The organism is Pseudomonas sp. LS-2 (assembly GCF_003605735.1).
GTDB lineage: Bacteria > Pseudomonadota > Gammaproteobacteria > Pseudomonadales > Pseudomonadaceae > Aquipseudomonas.
The window spans coordinates 387,248-403,213 of the sequence record NZ_QXTJ01000039.1 but is presented as its reverse complement, the minus strand read 5'-3'; the positions used below and the strand labels follow the sequence as shown (position 1 = coordinate 403,213).

Annotated in this window: 14 protein-coding genes and 1 pseudogene; 2 read left to right on the top strand and 13 right to left on the bottom strand. The window is 61.1% G+C overall.

The genetic code is table 11. The features are described from left to right. From hutI to hutU, 9 genes and pseudogenes are all read right to left on the bottom strand, one after another. Positions 1–1,206, bottom strand: coding sequence for an imidazolonepropionase (gene hutI / locus D3M70_RS23035; protein ID WP_120127926.1), 1,206 nt, complete (start codon positions 1,204–1,206; stop codon positions 1–3). Between the two features lie 131 nt (positions 1,207–1,337). Continuing rightward, positions 1,338–2,732 (bottom strand): amino acid permease, encoded by a 1,395-nt coding sequence (locus tag D3M70_RS23030; RefSeq protein ID WP_120127925.1) that lies wholly within the window; start codon positions 2,730–2,732, stop codon positions 1,338–1,340. 205 nt (positions 2,733–2,937) lie between these two features. After that, positions 2,938–4,488, bottom strand: coding sequence for a histidine ammonia-lyase (gene hutH, locus D3M70_RS23025; RefSeq protein ID WP_375233019.1), 1,551 nt, complete (start codon positions 4,486–4,488; stop codon positions 2,938–2,940). Beyond that, positions 4,485–6,018 (bottom strand): annotated as a pseudogene (gene hutH, locus D3M70_RS23020) (histidine ammonia-lyase); the annotation flags it as partial. The pseudogene hutH (D3M70_RS23020) and the gene hutH (D3M70_RS23025), both read right to left, overlap by 4 nt. Before the next feature lies 1 nt (position 6,019). Continuing rightward, positions 6,020–6,083 (bottom strand): hypothetical protein (locus D3M70_RS33595; protein ID WP_256659981.1); only part of this gene is annotated, 64 nt, incomplete at its 3' end. Positions 6,084–6,097: 14 nt separating this feature from the next. Beyond that, positions 6,098–6,937 (bottom strand): glycine betaine/L-proline ABC transporter ATP-binding protein, encoded by an 840-nt coding sequence (locus D3M70_RS23015; protein WP_120128399.1) that lies wholly within the window; start codon positions 6,935–6,937, stop codon positions 6,098–6,100. Continuing rightward, entirely contained in the window at positions 6,937–7,788 is an 852-nt protein-coding gene (locus D3M70_RS23010) for a proline/glycine betaine ABC transporter permease (RefSeq protein WP_120127923.1), read from the bottom strand. Before D3M70_RS23010 ends, D3M70_RS23015 begins: the two co-directional genes overlap by 1 nt. Before the next feature lie 166 nt (positions 7,789–7,954). Then, a complete protein-coding gene (locus D3M70_RS23005; RefSeq protein ID WP_120127922.1) occupies positions 7,955–8,920 on the bottom strand; it encodes an ABC transporter substrate-binding protein in 966 nt (321 codons plus the stop codon). A gap of 230 nt (positions 8,921–9,150) precedes the next feature. Next, positions 9,151–10,848, bottom strand: coding sequence for a urocanate hydratase (hutU, locus tag D3M70_RS23000; protein WP_120127921.1), 1,698 nt, complete (start codon positions 10,846–10,848; stop codon positions 9,151–9,153). A 499-nt stretch (positions 10,849–11,347) separates the two neighbouring features. Between hutU and D3M70_RS22995 the strand changes: the two genes are divergently transcribed. Further along, positions 11,348–11,932, top strand: a complete 585-nt coding sequence (locus D3M70_RS22995) for a sigma-70 family RNA polymerase sigma factor (protein ID WP_120127920.1) — start codon at positions 11,348–11,350, stop codon at positions 11,930–11,932. Beyond that, positions 11,929–12,570: a DUF1109 domain-containing protein gene (locus D3M70_RS22990; protein WP_120127919.1), complete on the top strand. Its 642-nt coding sequence runs from the start codon at positions 11,929–11,931 to the stop codon at positions 12,568–12,570. Before D3M70_RS22995 ends, D3M70_RS22990 begins: the two co-directional genes overlap by 4 nt. A gap of 99 nt (positions 12,571–12,669) precedes the next feature. Here the strand turns inward: D3M70_RS22990 and D3M70_RS22985 are convergent, their stop codons facing one another. From D3M70_RS22985 to nhaA, 4 genes are all read right to left on the bottom strand, one after another. Next, positions 12,670–13,407: an anti-sigma factor domain-containing protein gene (locus D3M70_RS22985; RefSeq protein ID WP_120127918.1), complete on the bottom strand. Its 738-nt coding sequence runs from the start codon at positions 13,405–13,407 to the stop codon at positions 12,670–12,672. Then, the gene (locus D3M70_RS22980; protein ID WP_120127917.1) at positions 13,404–13,970 is read right to left on the bottom strand and encodes a sigma-70 family RNA polymerase sigma factor; all 567 of its coding nucleotides are present in this window, start codon (positions 13,968–13,970) and stop codon (positions 13,404–13,406) included. Before D3M70_RS22980 ends, D3M70_RS22985 begins: the two co-directional genes overlap by 4 nt. A gap of 100 nt (positions 13,971–14,070) precedes the next feature. Beyond that, positions 14,071–14,601 (bottom strand): DUF3455 domain-containing protein, encoded by a 531-nt coding sequence (locus tag D3M70_RS22975; RefSeq protein WP_120127916.1) that lies wholly within the window; start codon positions 14,599–14,601, stop codon positions 14,071–14,073. A 124-nt stretch (positions 14,602–14,725) separates the two neighbouring features. Further along, the gene (gene nhaA, locus D3M70_RS22970) at positions 14,726–15,904 is read right to left on the bottom strand and encodes a Na+/H+ antiporter NhaA (protein WP_120127915.1); all 1,179 of its coding nucleotides are present in this window, start codon (positions 15,902–15,904) and stop codon (positions 14,726–14,728) included. Positions 15,905–15,966: the final 62 nt, after the last annotated feature.

Here is a 15,966-nt window from a genome sequence, read left to right as displayed (position 1 = left end):
TCAGAAGGTGCTTTCGACGCCGTGACGCACGACGCGTTTGTCCAGATCGCCGCCCAGCCAGTACGCCAGGTCGGCCGGTCGTTCGATGTTCCATGCCACGAAGTCGGCGACCTTGCCGACCTCAAGCGAGCCATGGGTATCGGCCATGCCCAGCGCTGTGGCGGCATGGAGGGTCGCACCCGCCAGCGCTTCTTCCGGCGTCATGCGGAACAGCGTACAGGCCATGTTCAGCATCAGTCGCAGCGACAGGCCCGGCGAGGTGCCGGGATTGAGGTCGGTGGCGATGGCGATCTTCACGCCGTGTTTGCGCAATGCGTCCATTGGCGGCAACTGGGTCTCGCGCAGGAAATAAAACGCGCCCGGCAACAGCACGGCTACAGTGCCGGAAGCCGCCATGGCGATGGCGTCATCCTCGGTCATGAATTCCAGATGATCCGCCGACAACGCCTGATAACGCGCTGCCAGGCTCGATCCATGCAACGACGACAGTTGCTCGGCATGCAGCTTGACCGGCAGGCCCAGTTGACCCGCCGTAATGAATACCTGCTCGACCTGCTCCGGCGAAAACGCCAGGTATTCGCAGAACGCATCGACAGCATCCACCAGATTTTCCGCGGCCAGCGCGGGCAGCATTTCGCTACAGATGTGGGCGATGTAGTCGTCGGCGCGATCTTTGTATTCCGGCGGCAAGGCGTGTGCCGCCAGGCAGGTGCTGCGCACGGTGACCGGGAGTTTTTCACCCAGCTGGCGGATGACGCGCAGGATTTTGCGCTCGCTGGCCAGGTCCAGGCCGTAGCCGGATTTGATCTCCACCGTGGTCACGCCGTCCTTGAGCAAGTGTTGCAGACCTCGCTCGGCGCTGGCGTAAAGCTGCTCTTCAGTGGCCGCGCGGGTGGCCCGAACGGTACTGGCAATGCCGCCCCCTGCCGCTGCGATGTCAGCGTAGCTGACCCCTTGCAGGCGCTGCTCGAATTCACCGCTGCGATTGCCGCCGAACACCGTGTGGGTGTGGCAGTCGATCAGGCCCGGCGTCACCCACGCGCCGCTCAGATCGAAAGCCCTGATGTCGCCCTGATCCGGCAGTTCGCTATGCGGGCCGATCCACGCGATGTGCGCGCCTTCGGTCACGATGGCGGCGTTCTCGATGATCGAGTAACTGCCGTTCGCCATGCTTGCTGCATGACAGTTATGCCAGAGCGTTTTCATCAGTGCCTCCAGAGAGCAATGTGATTTGGACCCTGTGGGAGTGCGCTTGCTCGCGATAGCTGTGTGTCAGGCAAACAATCCTTGTCTGCTACACCGTGATCGCGAGCAAGCTCACGCCTACAGGTTATTCATCAGCCGTTCGATCCGGCGTTTATCAGGTCCTGCCTGGGCTTCACCCACAACCGGTACGCGATCACCAGCAACACGATCCACACGGCGCCGACCACCAGCGCGGGCTGGCTGTCGGGGAAGTAACCCAGCACGCCGAACACGAACACCATGAACGCCGTGGCAACAAGGGGTGCGACCGGCCAGAACGGCACCGGGAATTTCAGTTGAGCAACTTCATCGGCATTCATCGACCGGCGCATGGCGATCTGTGTGACGAGGATCATCAGCCACACCCAGACCGTCGCGAAGGTAGCGATGGATGCGATCAGCAGGAACACGTTTTCCGGGATCAAGTAGTTCAGCACCACCCCGCAGAGCAGAGCTGCGCCCATGACCAGAACGGTCATCCACGGCACGCCCTGAGAAGACAATTGCGCGAAGCCCTTGGGTGCCTGTCCTTGTTTGGCCAGGCCATACATCATGCGTCCGGCGCCAAAAATATCGCTGTTGATCGCCGAGACGGCGGCAGAGATCACCACGATGTTGAGGATGATCGCGGCGGAGGAAATGCCCAGGTGATCGAAGATCTGGACGAACGGACTGCCCTGGTCGCCGATCTGGTGCCATGGGTACAGTGACATCAGCACGAACAGCGTCAGCACGTAGAACAGCAGGATGCGCAGTGGTACTGCGTTGATCGCGCGTGGAATCACCCGCTCCGGGTTACGGGCTTCGCCAGCGGCGACGCCGATGATCTCGATTCCACCGAAGGCGAACATGACCACCGCCAGCGAGGCGACCAGACCGCCGACTCCATTGGGCATGAAACCGCCCTGGGTCCACAGATTGCTGATGTGGCTCACCGATTCGCCTGACGCAGAACCGATCCCGAACAGCATGATGCCGAAGCCTGCGAGAATCATCGCGATGATCGCGCCGACCTTGAGCAGCGACAGCCAGAATTCCATTTCACCGAAGACCTTGACGCTGCAGAGGTTGAGCGCGCCAATGACAAATACGATGCCGAGCACCCAGATCCAGCGGGGTACCTCGGGAAACCAGAAACCCATGTAGATACCGAACGCCGTGACATCGGCCAGGCAGACGATGATCATCTCGAAAGCGTAGGTCCAGCCCAGCACGAAGCCGGCCATCGGACCCAGATAGGTGGTGGCGTATTCACTGAATGAACCGGCCACCGGATTGCGCACGGCCATTTCGCCGAGTGCGCGCATGACCATGTACACCGCAGCGCCCGCTAGGATGTACACCAGCAGGACCGCAGGTCCCGCGAGTTTGATGGCTGAAGCCGAGCCGTAGAACAGCCCGGTCCCGATCGCCGAACCCAGCGCCATGAAGCGAATGTGGCGAGCGCTGAGCCCACGTTTTAAATCTGTAGCGGTTTGCGGTTTCATTTCACACTTTCCTAGTCTTTCTTTTGCTGTGAAATGACGGTGATTGCGCTGCCCCGTAGGAGCGCGCTTGCCCGCGATAACGTCGGCACATCCAACATCGTTGGCGTTTGACCCACCGCAATCGCGGGCAAGCGCGCTCCTGCAATGGAACGGCTTGATGCTCTCACCCTCATTTCAACGACAGGCCCTCCTGGCCTGTCACCGATCAGAAGCTCGGCAGCAGGTCAGCAGAGACCAATTCGCTCAGACAGTTCGAAGCCAGCAGCTCGGTGGCGGCTTCGATATCTGGTGCGAAGAAGCGGTCTTTTTCGTAGAACGGTACTTTGCCACGCAGGGTGGTGCGGGCGATTTCCAGCTTTTCGGAGGTTTTCAGGCCATTGCGAAGATCCAGGCCCTGACACGCAGCCAGCCATTCTACAGCCAGCACGCCGCGAGTGTTCTCCGCCATTTCCCAAAGGCGCTTGCCGGCAGCCGGAGCCATCGATACGTGGTCTTCCTGGTTGGCGGAGGTGGGCAGGCTATCGACGCTGTGCGGATGGGAAAGCGCCTTGTTTTCGCTTGCCAGGGCCGCAGCCGTCACCTGAGCGATCATGAACCCGGAGTTCACCCCGCCATTGGCAACCAGAAATGGCGGCAGCTGGGACATGTGCTTATCCATCATCAGCGAGATGCGGCGTTCGCTCAGCGAACCGATTTCAGCGATGGCCAGTGCGATGTTGTCGGCGGCCATGGCGACCGGCTCGGCATGGAAGTTACCGCCAGAGATGACTTCACCTTCGGCTGCGAACACCAACGGGTTGTCGGACACCGCGTTGGATTCGATTGCCAGCACTTCGGCAGCCTGGCGCAGTTGGGTCAGGCAGGCGCCCATGACTTGCGGCTGGCAACGCAGGGAGTAGGGGTCTTGAACCTTGTCGCAGTCGCGATGGGATTCGGAAACCTGACTGCCGTCGCCGAGCAGATCGCGATAAGCGGCAGCGGCATCTATCTGCCCACGCTGGCCACGTGCGGCATGAATGCGAGGGTCGAACGGGGCGCGCGAGCCAAGCACGGCTTCAACGGTCAGGGCGCCGCAGCTCAGAGCGCCCGCGAACAGGTCTTCGGCTTCGAACAGGCCACGCAGCGCGTAAGCGGTGGACACCTGAGTGCCGTTGAGCAGCGCCAGACCTTCTTTGGCCGCCAGTGTCAGTGGCTTGAGACCGGCCACTGCCAGCGCCTCGACCGCGTTCAACCATTGCCCTTTGTAACGCGCCTTGCCTTCGCCCAGCAGCACCAGCGACATGTGCGCGAGCGGCGCCAGGTCGCCGGATGCACCGACCGAGCCCTTGAGTGGGATGTGCGGGTACACCTCGGCGTTGATCAGCGCGATCAGCGCATCGATGACCTGACGGCGAATGCCCGAGAAACCACGGCTCAGGCTGTTGACCTTGAGCACCATGATCAGGCGCACCAGTTCGTCGCTGATCGGCTGACCGACGCCAGCGGCATGGGACAAGACCAGCGAGCGCTGGAGGTTTTCCAGGTCGGCGCTGGCGATGCGCGTGGAGGCCAGCAGGCCGAAGCCGGTGTTGATGCCGTAGGCCGTACGGTTCTCTGCCAGGATCTGCTCGACGCAGGCCACGCTGTTGTCGATTTGCTGATCGGCGCTGGCGTCCAGGCTCAGGGTCACGGGTTGCCGATAGATCGCGCGCAATTGCGCCAGGGTCAACTGGCCGGGGATCAGGTTCAGCGGGGTCGCCTTTTGGGAATCGGTCACGATGCTGCTACTCCTTGGTGGATGTCGGTCGCGTGCCTTGAACTGGTTCCTGTCTGTCCCGCGCTTGTGGCGCTCGGGCTGCGACTGATGTTGTTGTGGTTATGCGCTGCCGCATGATCGCGGCAGACCTGAAAGACGGATTCCAAAGACTCTTCGTTCTTGAGCAGCGTCACACTGCTGGCGATATCCGGTGCCAGCCACCGGTCTTCGTCGTAGGCCGGCACGCGCTCGCGCAAAAGGCGCCACGCGGCCTCGGTGCCGACCCCGAATTGCGGGCCTTTGAAAAATTCGAACGCCTGAGCCGCCAACAGGTACTCGATGGCCAGAATCTGCGTGGCGTTCTCCAGTACTTTGAGCAGCTTCAACGCGGCGCTGGTGCCCATGCTCAGATGATCTTCTTGCAGTCCCGAGGTCACGTAGTTGTCGATGACCGCCGGTTGCGCCATCTGGCGGTTTTCCGCGCACAGCGAAGCAGCAACGTACTGCACGATCATCATCCCGGAATTGACCCCCGGCTGGCTGACCAGAAACGCCGGCAGTCCACTGACGGTCGGGTTGATCAGGCGATCAAGACGTCGTTCGGCAATCGAACCCAGCTCAGCCATGGCAATGGCGAGGAGGTCTGCGGCCATCGCGACCGATTGGCCGTGAGGGTTGGCCTGAGACACGACGCGATACGCCTCGGGGGTGCCCAGCAAAAGCGGGTTATCGGTAGCGGAATTAAGCTCGATCTCGATCTGCCGCGTGGCGTGCGCGAGCTGGTCGCGCGTGGCGCCGTGGACCTGGGGTATCGAACGAATGCTCAAGGCATCCTGCGTGCGAATGCCCTTGCTGTTGGCAAGCACTTCGCTCCCCGCCAGCAGTCCGCGCAGGTTCTTGCCTACTTGCTGCATGCCGGGGTGCGGCTTGAGGGCGATGATGGTTTCGTCGAACGCATCCAGCTGCCCGCGCAGCGCTTCGAAAGTCATGGCGCCGATCACGTCGGCCCACTGCGTCAGACGGTTCACGTCGGCGATGGCCAGGCAACTGAGGCCGGTCATGCACGGCGTGCCGTTGACCAGACACAACCCGTCCTTGGCCCCCAGCTCAACCGGCGCCAGGCCCTCTTCGTTCAGTGCCTGAAGTGCCGAGATGACCTGGCCGCGATAGCTCACCTGCCCGACTCCCAGCAACGCCACGCCGATGTGTGCCATGTGGGTCAGATAACCCACCGAACCCTGGGAGGGCACCTGCGGCGTGATGCTATGGTTGAGCAAGGCCAGAAGCGCTTCGACTACCTGGCGATGAATCCCGGACTTGCCCTGGCTGTAGTTAATGATCGCGGCACAGATGATTGCGCGGGTCTGCTCGTCAGGCAGAGCCGGGCCGACACCGCAGGCGTGGCTGAGCAGGGTGTTGCGCGACAGGCGGCTCAGTTGCTCACGCTCCAGCGAAACGTTGCACAGCGCGCCCAATCCGGTGTTCACACCGTAGGCGCGCTCACCGCTGGCAACGATGCTCTGGACGATCGCCTGCGCATTGGCGATACGTNCGGCGACCACGTCCTGCCAGGTGACCTGAGCGTCGCCGATGATGATCTGTTCTGCTCGCGACATGGTTACAGCCGTCCTTAAAGGGTCGCCACGCGCCGCTGGACGAAACGATCAACGTATTCGTCGGCAGGCGAGTAGAGGATTTCTTTCGGTGTTCCGACCTGGATCAACCGGCCGTCCTTGAGGATGGCGATGCGGTTGCCGATGCGCACGGCTTCGTCGAGGTCGTGGGTGATGAAGACGATGGTTTTCTTCAGGGTCGATTGCAGCTCCAGCAGTTGATCCTGCATCTCGGCACGGATCAACGGATCGAGGGCGCTGAAGGCTTCGTCCATGAGGATGATGTCAGTGTCGGCTGCCAGGGCGCGGGCCAGGCCCACACGTTGACGCATGCCGCCGGACAGCTGATGGGGGTATTTTTTCTCGTAGCCTTTCAGGCCCACGGTGGTAATCCAGTGCTGGGCGCGCTCGGCGCATTGCGCTTTGCTTTCGCCACGTATGGTCAGCCCATAAGCGACGTTTTCCATCACGGTCTTGTGCGGCAGCAGGCCGAAGCTCTGAAACACCATGCTGATCTTGTGCCGACGGAAGTTGCGCAGCGCTTCCATGTCGTAGGTCATGATGTTCTCGCCATCGACCAGAATCTCGCCACTGGTGGGATCAATCAGACGGTTGAAGTGACGCACCAGCGTTGATTTACCGGAGCCCGACAGGCCCATGATCACGAAGATTTCGCCGCTGCCGATTGACAGCGACAGGTCGTTCACACCGACCACGCAGCCGGTCTTCGAAAGCACCTGATCCTTGCTCTGGTTCTGTTGAACCATGGCGAGCGCTTCTTTCGCGCGGCCGCCGAAAATCTTGTAGACGTTCCTGACGACGATTTTGCCGTCGGTACTCGCAGTGTCGACACTCATCATTTGTTTGCCTCATGCCGTGGCCGACCATAGGCCTGCGTGATGCGGTCAATGACGACCGCCAGGATGACGATGGCCAGACCGGCTTCCAGTCCGCGCCCGACGTTGAGGGTCTGAATGCCCACCAGTACGTCTTCACCCAGACCGCGCGCGCCGATCATCGAGGCGATGACCACCATCGACAGGGCCATCATGGTGGTCTGGTTGATTCCCGCCATGATGCTCGGCAGGGCCAGCGGCAGTTGCACGCCGAACAGTTGCTGCCAGCGGTTGGCGCCGAAGGCGTTGATCGCTTCCATGACTTCGCCGTCCACCTGGCGAATGCCCAGATCGGTCAGGCGAATCAGCGGCGGTGCGGCGTAGATGACGGTGGCGAAAATCGCCGGAACCTTGCCCAGACCGAACAGCATCAGCACCGGGATCAGGTACACGAAGCTGGGCATCGTCTGCATGATGTCGAGCAACGGCATCAGCACCGAGCGCAGGCGATTGCTGCGCGCCGAAAGAATGCCCAGCGGCACACCGATCAGTACCGAGATGAAGGTCGCGACCAGCATCAGGGCCAGGGTTTGCATCAGCTTGTCCCACAGACCCACGGCGCCGACCAGAAACAGCAGGCCAATGATCACGGCGGTGGTGGTGACTTTGCGGGTGGCGTGCCAGGCGATGATGCCGACGATCGCCAACAGCACCCACCACGGCGCGATGCGCAGCAGGCCTTCGAGTTTGACGATGGCCCACAGCAACGTATCGGAAATGTGCCGGAACACGTCGCCGTAGTTGGTGACCAGTTTGTCGACCCAGTCGTTGACCCAGTCGGCGATGGAGAACGTGAAGCTTTCGGGGAACATAAGCGTGTCTCGATCTATTAGGTGGTGCGTGTCTGCTGTCAGATGCCGCGCTGCCTTTGTAGGAGCGCGCTTGCCCGCGATTGCGTTATGTCAGTCACCACAGATATCAGGTGTGCCGACGTCATCGCGGGCAAGCGCGCTCCTACAGGTCGTATGCCTCAACCCTCTACAACGAAGCATCCACCTTCCTGGCTGCGTCTTCGCTGACCCACTGGTGCCAGACTTCAGGATGTTCCTTGAGGAAGATCTTCGCCAGTTTTGGCGACTCGATGCGGTCCTTGGTCATGCGTGCCAGGTTCTGGTTAAGCAGGTCGATCGGGATGTTGACCTTCTCCATGACCGAGACCAGTTCAGGCGCCTGTTCGTGGAATGCCTTGGACAGGCCAACCTTGATGTCGATGGTCTTGTTCACGCCGGCTTTTTCTTCCAGACGCACCATGTCCACCTGGCCCATCAGCGGCGTTGGCGACCAGTAATAGGCCAGGATCGGCTCGCCACGCTTGTAGCTCGAAAGGATGGCCGCATCCAGGGCCGGGCCGGTACCGGGGCGGAAGTTGGTGTATTTGTCTTCCAGGCCATAGCTTTTCAGCATTTCGCTGTTTTCCAGCTCGCAGGTCCAGCCGGCGGGACAATTGTAGAAGCGGCCTTTTTCCGGCTCTTCGGCGTCCTTGAACAGCGCCGAATATTTGCCCAGATCAGCGATGGACTTGAGGTCTGGCGCCTTGGCTTCCAGCTTGCGCTTGGCGTCGCCTTCAATCACGTAACGAGGCACATACCAGCCTTCCTCTGCGCCTTTGACCGGTGCGCCGACACCGACCACTTTGCCCGCCGCCTCGGCCTTGTTCCAGACTTCGCTGCGGCCTACCCACTCCTCGGCGAAGACCTGAATATCGTTGGTGCCCAAGGCGTTTTCCATGGTGATGGAATTGCCTGGCAGGCTATCGGTTTGGCAGCCATAGCCATTGTTCAGGATCACTTGCAGCACGTCGGTCAGCAGCATCGCGCTTTCCCAGTTCAGACCGGCGAATTTCACCGGTTTGCCGGACTCACACCATCCCGCCGCCTGAGTCGCGCCACTGGCGAGCACGCCGACGGTCAGCAACGTGGATAGCAAGGCCTTTTTCGTTTTCATTGTGTGACGCTCCTGGTCTTGTATGGGCTGTATTGCATGGACTGGGGCAGTAACGAAAGCAGATGGCATCCAGCCGATGGGGGCAGGCACTCTCGGCGCCGCGCCCCGCTTCACTCCAGCTTTAACAGACGTGCCTGACGGGGCTCAGTTCACCGCAGGTGGCGTTATCGAGGTCGCCACCGTCGGCATGCCGTGCTGCTACAGACAGACGTTTGAGCCTGGACTGTCTATCAGCTATCGATCATCGGCAGGTTCAGACCCTGCTCTTTGGCGCAGTCGATTGCAATCTGATAACCGGCATCGGCGTGACGCATGACACCGGTGGCCGGGTCGTTGTGCAGCACGCGGGCGATACGTTCGGCCGCCTCGTCCGTGCCGTCGCAGACGATGACCATGCCCGAATGCTGCGAGAAGCCCATGCCCACGCCGCCACCGTGGTGCAGCGAGACCCAGGTCGCGCCGCTGGCGGTGTTGAGCAGGGCGTTAAGCAGTGGCCAGTCGGACACAGCGTCGGAACCGTCCTGTATCGATTCGGTTTCGCGGTTCGGGCTTGCGACCGAGCCCGAATCCAGGTGGTCACGACCGATTACGACCGGGGCCGACAGTTCGCCGCTGCGGACCATTTCGTTGAACGCCAGGCCCAGCTTGGCGCGCTGTCCCAACCCGACCCAGCAGATACGGGCCGGCAGGCCCTGGAAACTGATGCGTTCGCGCGCCATGTCCAGCCAGTTGTGCAGGTGCGCGTCGTCCGGGATCAGTTCCTTGACCTTGGCGTCGGTCTTGTAGATGTCCTCCGGATTGCCCGACAGCGCAGCCCAGCGGAACGGGCCGACACCCCGGCAGAACAGCGGACGGATGTAGGCAGGGACGAAGCCTGGGAAGTCGAACGCGTTGCTCACGCCTTCTTCCTTGGCCATCTGACGGATGTTGTTGCCGTAGTCGAAGGTCGGGATGCCCTGTTTCTGGAACGCAAGCATCGCTTCGACGTGTTCGGCCATCGACTGCTTGGCGGCCTTGACCACCGCGGCGGGCTCAGTGACAGCGCGGTCGCGATACTGCTCCCAGGTCCAGCCTTTTGGCAGGTAACCATTGAGCGGGTCGTGGGCGCTGGTCTGGTCGGTGACCATGTCCGGACGCACTCCGCGCTTGACCAGTTCTGGGAGGATCTCAGCGGCGTTGCCCAGCAGTGCGATGGAGATCGCTTTGCCTTCGGCTGTGTACTTGGCGATGCGCGCCAGGGCGTCGTCCAGATCAGTGGCTTGTTCGTCGACGTAACGGCTTTTCAGGCGGAAATCGATGCGGCTCTGCTGGCATTCGATGTTGAGCGAGCAAGCGCCGGCCAGCGTCGCGGCCAGTGGTTGCGCGCCACCCATGCCGCCCAGGCCTGCGGTCAGAACCCAGCGGCCTTTCAGGTTGCCGTCATAGTGTTGGCGACCGGCCTCGACGAAGGTTTCGTAGGTACCTTGAACGATGCCCTGACTGCCGATGTAGATCCAGCTGCCAGCGGTCATCTGGCCGTACATCGCCAGGCCCTTGGCGTCCAGTTCGTTGAAGTGTTCCCAGTTGGCCCAGTGCGGGACCAGATTGGAGTTGGCGATCAGCACACGAGGGGCGTTGCTGTGAGTCTTGAACACGCCGACTGGCTTGCCGGATTGCACCAGCAGTGTCTCGTCACTGTTCAAGTTGGTCAGGCTCTCGACGATCTTGTCGTAGCACTCCCAGTTGCGCGCTGCGCGACCGATCCCGCCGTAGACCACCAACTCATTCGGATTCTCGGCGACTTCCGGGTCGAGGTTGTTCATCAACATCCGCAGCGGCGCTTCGGTCAGCCAGCTCTTGGCGGTCAGTTGAGTGCCGCGGGCCGCGCGGATTTCTACATCGCGGCGTTTGGTCCATTGCTGAGCTGGGGTTTTGTTATCAGTAGTCACGTAACAATCCTCGATGATCAATCCGGCCCAGGCACTGGGCTGACGGTGCCTGTGTCGAACAGGCGGAATATGGGTTTAGCAGATCGAGCGCCACTTGCCGTGTATCGAAGCGGGCGCTGACGGCGCTCTTGCATACTCATATTTACTTGTACATACAAGCATATGCAACCGTAAGGCCAACTTCTCGATAGCGGCGAATAAAAGCCGGGAAGGCTCGATGTGTCTGGGGCTGCGCTATGTTGACTACTCAACTGCACTGCCCTCGCACTCGTTACAAGAAGTGCGAGATTGTTACTTTTGGGTGCGAGCGCCCCACGACAGTGCAATCGGTAACAGAAAGTTGAATTGTCTGGTGGTGGTGTTTGGCATTTACTGCGCAACGACCGCCAACCCCGTAGCAGTCTGGCTCGCCGGCGGCAGCGATCTCCCGACGCCACCGCCGCTCGACCGCTACAGGATTGCTCGATAATTTTTTACGCAGGTGTAACCAGGGCGAGCGATGGACCGAACTACTGATCACGCTGCGCACACTGCGGCTTTGCGTAACCGGGAAATGCACCTGCAATGGCTGTTTCTGGCGGGGCAGGAAGGTGACGAGCGCGCGTACCGGACGTTTCTGAGCGAGCTGAGCGGTCACCTGCGCCGTTTTTTGCGTACGCGAATGCAGCGTCAGTCAGGCGATATCGAAGATGTGCTTCAGGAGGTGTTACTGGCCGTTCACAACGCTCGGCACACCTACCGTGTCGATCAGCCGCTAACAGCTTGGGTGTTCGCGATTGCCCGCTATAAACTGATGGACTTTTTTCGAGCCCGCTCACGCAGCGACGTGTTCAATGATGCCCTGGACGACACCGCCGAGCTGTTCGCCGAACCTGAGCTCGAACCTGCCCAGGCGAGTCGCGATCTGAGCAAGCTGCTGGATGAGCTGCCTGATCGCCAGCGACTGCCGATCATGCACGTTAAGCTTGAGGGCCTGTCGGTCACTGAAACAGCAAAGATGACGGGGCTTTCGGAGTCCGCCGTCAAGATTGGCGTGCATCGCGGCCTCAAGGCGCTGGCGGCACGCATACGAGGTGCACGATGAAAACCGATGACCTGATTGCCATGCTCGCAGGCGGTGTCGCTCCCGTGGATCGCGGATTGCTCGCCAAGCGTTTCGCCTTGGCTGTGATCATCGCCGGGTTGGGTTCGCTCGTCATGGTGCTGGCAATTTTCGGTGCGCGGCCAGACCTGTCGGTCGTGTCGAGAACGCCGTTGTTCTGGGCCAAGATCGCCTTGCCGCTATGTCTGGCGGTCGGCTCGCTGTGGATGGTCACTCGGTTGGCGCGGCCCGGGGTGAGCGCCGGTTCCGGGCGCTGGGTGGTCAGTGCGGGGGTGTTGGCGGTGTGGCTGGCCGGCTTGTATGCGTTGACTCAGGCCGAGCCGGATACGCGGGTCGCGATGATCTTCGGCAGGACCTGGCGCACCTGTGCATTCAACATCACCCTGTTGGCGATCCCCGGTTTCATCTCCATTTTTTGGGCGCTACGCAGTATGGCGCCCACGCGTCTGAGTGTCGCAGGCGCCTGTGGTGGGTTGCTCGCCGGCTCGGTGGCGACGATCGCCTACTGTCTGCATTGCCCGGAAATGGAGATTCCGTTCTGGGGTGTCTGGTATCTGCTCGGTCTGTTGCTGTCGACGTTGATCGGTGCGCTGATCGGACCGCGGGTGTTGAGGTGGTAGTAACGCCACTGTTCTGTAGCAGTCAGGCTTGCCGGCGGTGGGATATCAACAGCGTCACCGCCGGCAAGCCGGTCTGCTGCAGGTTGATCCCTGGCATGATCAGATCACCTTCACCGCACGCCCGATGAACTGAATCGGGCCAGTCGGCTTGTTGATCGGTGAGCCTGTGGATTTCTCGAGTGTCAGTTCGAACAGCTGGTTGGGCTGCAGCGGCGGCAGTTTGCCCAGCGGCACCCTGAACACCTCCCCTGGTTTGACCAGCCCCAGCGACACCGGCCCTTGCCAGTCATCGGCCTTGGTCCAGAACTGCAGAGCCTTGTCTTCGGGCACTTCGGTCTCGCTCAAGGGAATCAACTGGATTTCTCTCGCGGCATTGGCCTGAATCACCCAGCCCGGCGCCTTGTCTTGCGGCGCCACCAGGACCACCAGATACGACGGCATGGTTTGAGGAGGGGACTGGGTCAGCAGTGAGGTGCCCAATATAACTGATGCGGCCAGCCCGAGCCCGGCGAGCGTGCGCCAGACATTGAGACTGTCCCACCAGCGAGTTGGCCTCTTGCGGCTCGTTCGTACTGCAATCGGTGGCGCTGTGGAGAGTTCGTCCAGACTTCGCTCGATTCGGTGCCAAAGGCGAGAGGAAGGCGGCAGTGGCTCGGCCATTTCGGTCAATGCGAACAGGCGCGCCTCCCATCCATCGACCGCCCTGCGCAACGCCGGGTCATGATTCAGCCGTTCCTGAACCTCGGCGCGTTGCACCGCCGACAGTGTCCCCAATACGTATTCGCCCGCCAGAATCTGCACGTCATGATCAGGTGTTGTGTCTGATTTTTCGCTCATCCGATGCACTCCCGCAACGCAACAAGGCTGCGCTTGATCCAGGCTTTCACCGTGCCCAGCGGCGCACCCAGTTTTTGTGCGATTTGCTGATGAGAATAACCGTCGACGTAGGCGTAAAAAACACAGTTGCGACGCACGGGGTCCAATTGATCGAGACAGGAATCGATCCGGCCCGGACTGACCCGCCAATCGAATGCATCGGTCACGTTCTGCCAGCCTTCGAGTGTGGCCTGGGCGTGGCTGTCTTCATCGTTGTCGTCGTCCATCGTCACTTCCCGAGCGCTGTTGCGCACGCTGTTCAGTGCCAGGTGTCGGGCAACGGTGAACATCCAGCCGCGCGCCGTCCCCCGGCTGACGTCAAAGCTCGCGGCGGCGTTCCAGATCTTGATGAAGGCGTCGTGGACAATGTCTTCGGCCAGCGCCCGGTCAACGACGATGCGTTGCACCACGCCAAGCAGGCGCGGGCTTTCCTGTTCATAAAGGCGTTGCAGCGCGTGCCGTTCGCCACGGGCGCAGGCATGCAACGCTGCTTCGTAATCAAAGGGAGTCTGAGGTGCGGACACGTCGATCAGCCAGAAAAAGGTACGTCAGCCGCGGCCGTTTGCCGGGCTCCCGCGCAGGAGCATAGACCACTTCCCGCGCAGGACGACGCAACTTTAGGTGTCAGTTACTGGCCCAGAAGATGTAGTCAGCCTGGTACTTGACCACTTCTTTGGCGCCTTTGTTGGCCGCTGAGCAGGTGCTGGCCGGAGCGACTCCGCCTTTGAGCGCAACCCGCTGGATGTAGCTGACGCCGGTCATGGCACCTTTCCCTTCAGCCGGGTTGGCCTTGACCAGTTGGTACGGCAGATTTCCCGCGCCGGACGGCGCAACAGCCAACTGTGTACCGGTCACTTTCGACCCGTCCTTGGCTTCCCATGTGGCTGGAGGCCCGAAGTAGGTACCCACTTGCTTGCCGCTGCGATCATTGAGGACGGCTTTGGGGCCAACGAATGTCCACTCCATCTCTGAAGCGTTGTTGGCTTTGGCTTTGCACTCGTAAGTGATTTCACCTACGCCGGTGGTCTCCATGCTGACCTTGTGGCCAGCTGGAACTTTGATGCTGTCAGGCAGATCGGCTTGGGCGAAAACGGAGGAGGCACAGGTCAGGACCAGTGTACTGGCGGCCAGGCAGAAGTAGTGTTTAGCGTGCATCGCAGTTTCTCCTGAAGGGAATTCCGTTCGGCAGCGAAAGGCTGCTGTCTGTACTACCCGCCAGAAGGCGATCTGGATGCACGGTTCGAAAAATTAATTTTTCAACGTCTGGCCTGACGCTGGATCAATGGTGGCTCAATCGACTGCGCAACAGCAGTACACCCACGATCGCCGACAGAATCGAGCCCATCAATACACCCACTTTTACTTCGTCGATCAGATGCGGTGCGCCAGGGAATGCCAGGTTGCCGATGAACAGACTCATGGTGAAGCCGATGCCGCAAAGCAGTGCGACGCCATACATCTGCATCCAGTTGCTGCCTTCGGGCAGGCGGGCCAGACCTGAGCGAATCGCCAGGGTCGCGGCGAGGAACACACCGACCTGCTTGCCCACGAACAGCCCCAGCGCCACCCCCAGCGGTACAGGATCGATCAGATTGCCCAGCGTGATGCCGGACAACGACACGCCCGCATTGGCGAAGCCGAACACCGGTACCACGGCGAACGCGACCCAGTAGTGCATCTTCTCTTCGAGAAATAACAGTGGCGAACGGGCTTCTTCCTGGCGAGTCCCCAGCGGAATGCACAACGCCAGTGCCACACCGGCCAGCGTCGCATGGACGCCGGATTGCAAGACGAAGAACCACAGCATCAGGCCGAGCAGCAGGTAGGGCAGCAGACGCTGCACGCCCATGCGGTTCATGACGATCAATACGGCGAGCGTGGCGAAAGAGGCGCCGAGCATCGGCAGGTTCAGGCCGCTGCTGTAGAACAGCGCGATGATGGTGACAGCGCCCAGATCGTCGAGGATCGCCAGCGCGGCCAGAAAGACTTTCAGCGACGTCGGAACCCGTTTGCCGAGCAACGACAGCACGCCCAGCGCAAAAGCGATGTCGGTGGCGGCAGGAATCGCCCAGCCGCTCAGGGTTTGCGAGTTGCCCATATTGATAGCGACGTAGATCAGCGCGGGCACCAGCATGCCGCCTGCGGCAGCGAAGCCGGGCAGGGCGCGCTGTCCCCAACTGGCGAGGCCACCGGCGAGTACTTCACGCTTGATTTCCAGCCCGACCATCAGAAAGAAAATTGCCATCAGACCGTCATTGATCCACAGCTCGATCGACAACCCGCCCCAGACGCTGTGCAGTGCGGCAAAGTAATAAGCGGCCATGGGCGAGTTGGCGACGATGATCGCAGCCAGCGCAGCGCCCATCAGGACAATGCCGCCCGCCGATTCGGAGGCGACGAAACTGGCGAAAATCGCGAGGGCGCGTGGGCTTTCTTTCGGAGTGTTGAGCTTCGTCATCGGCGTCCCTGTGTGCTTGCAAAAAGAACGCAAATTAACACAGGTGGCGCGGTCTCCGTCTG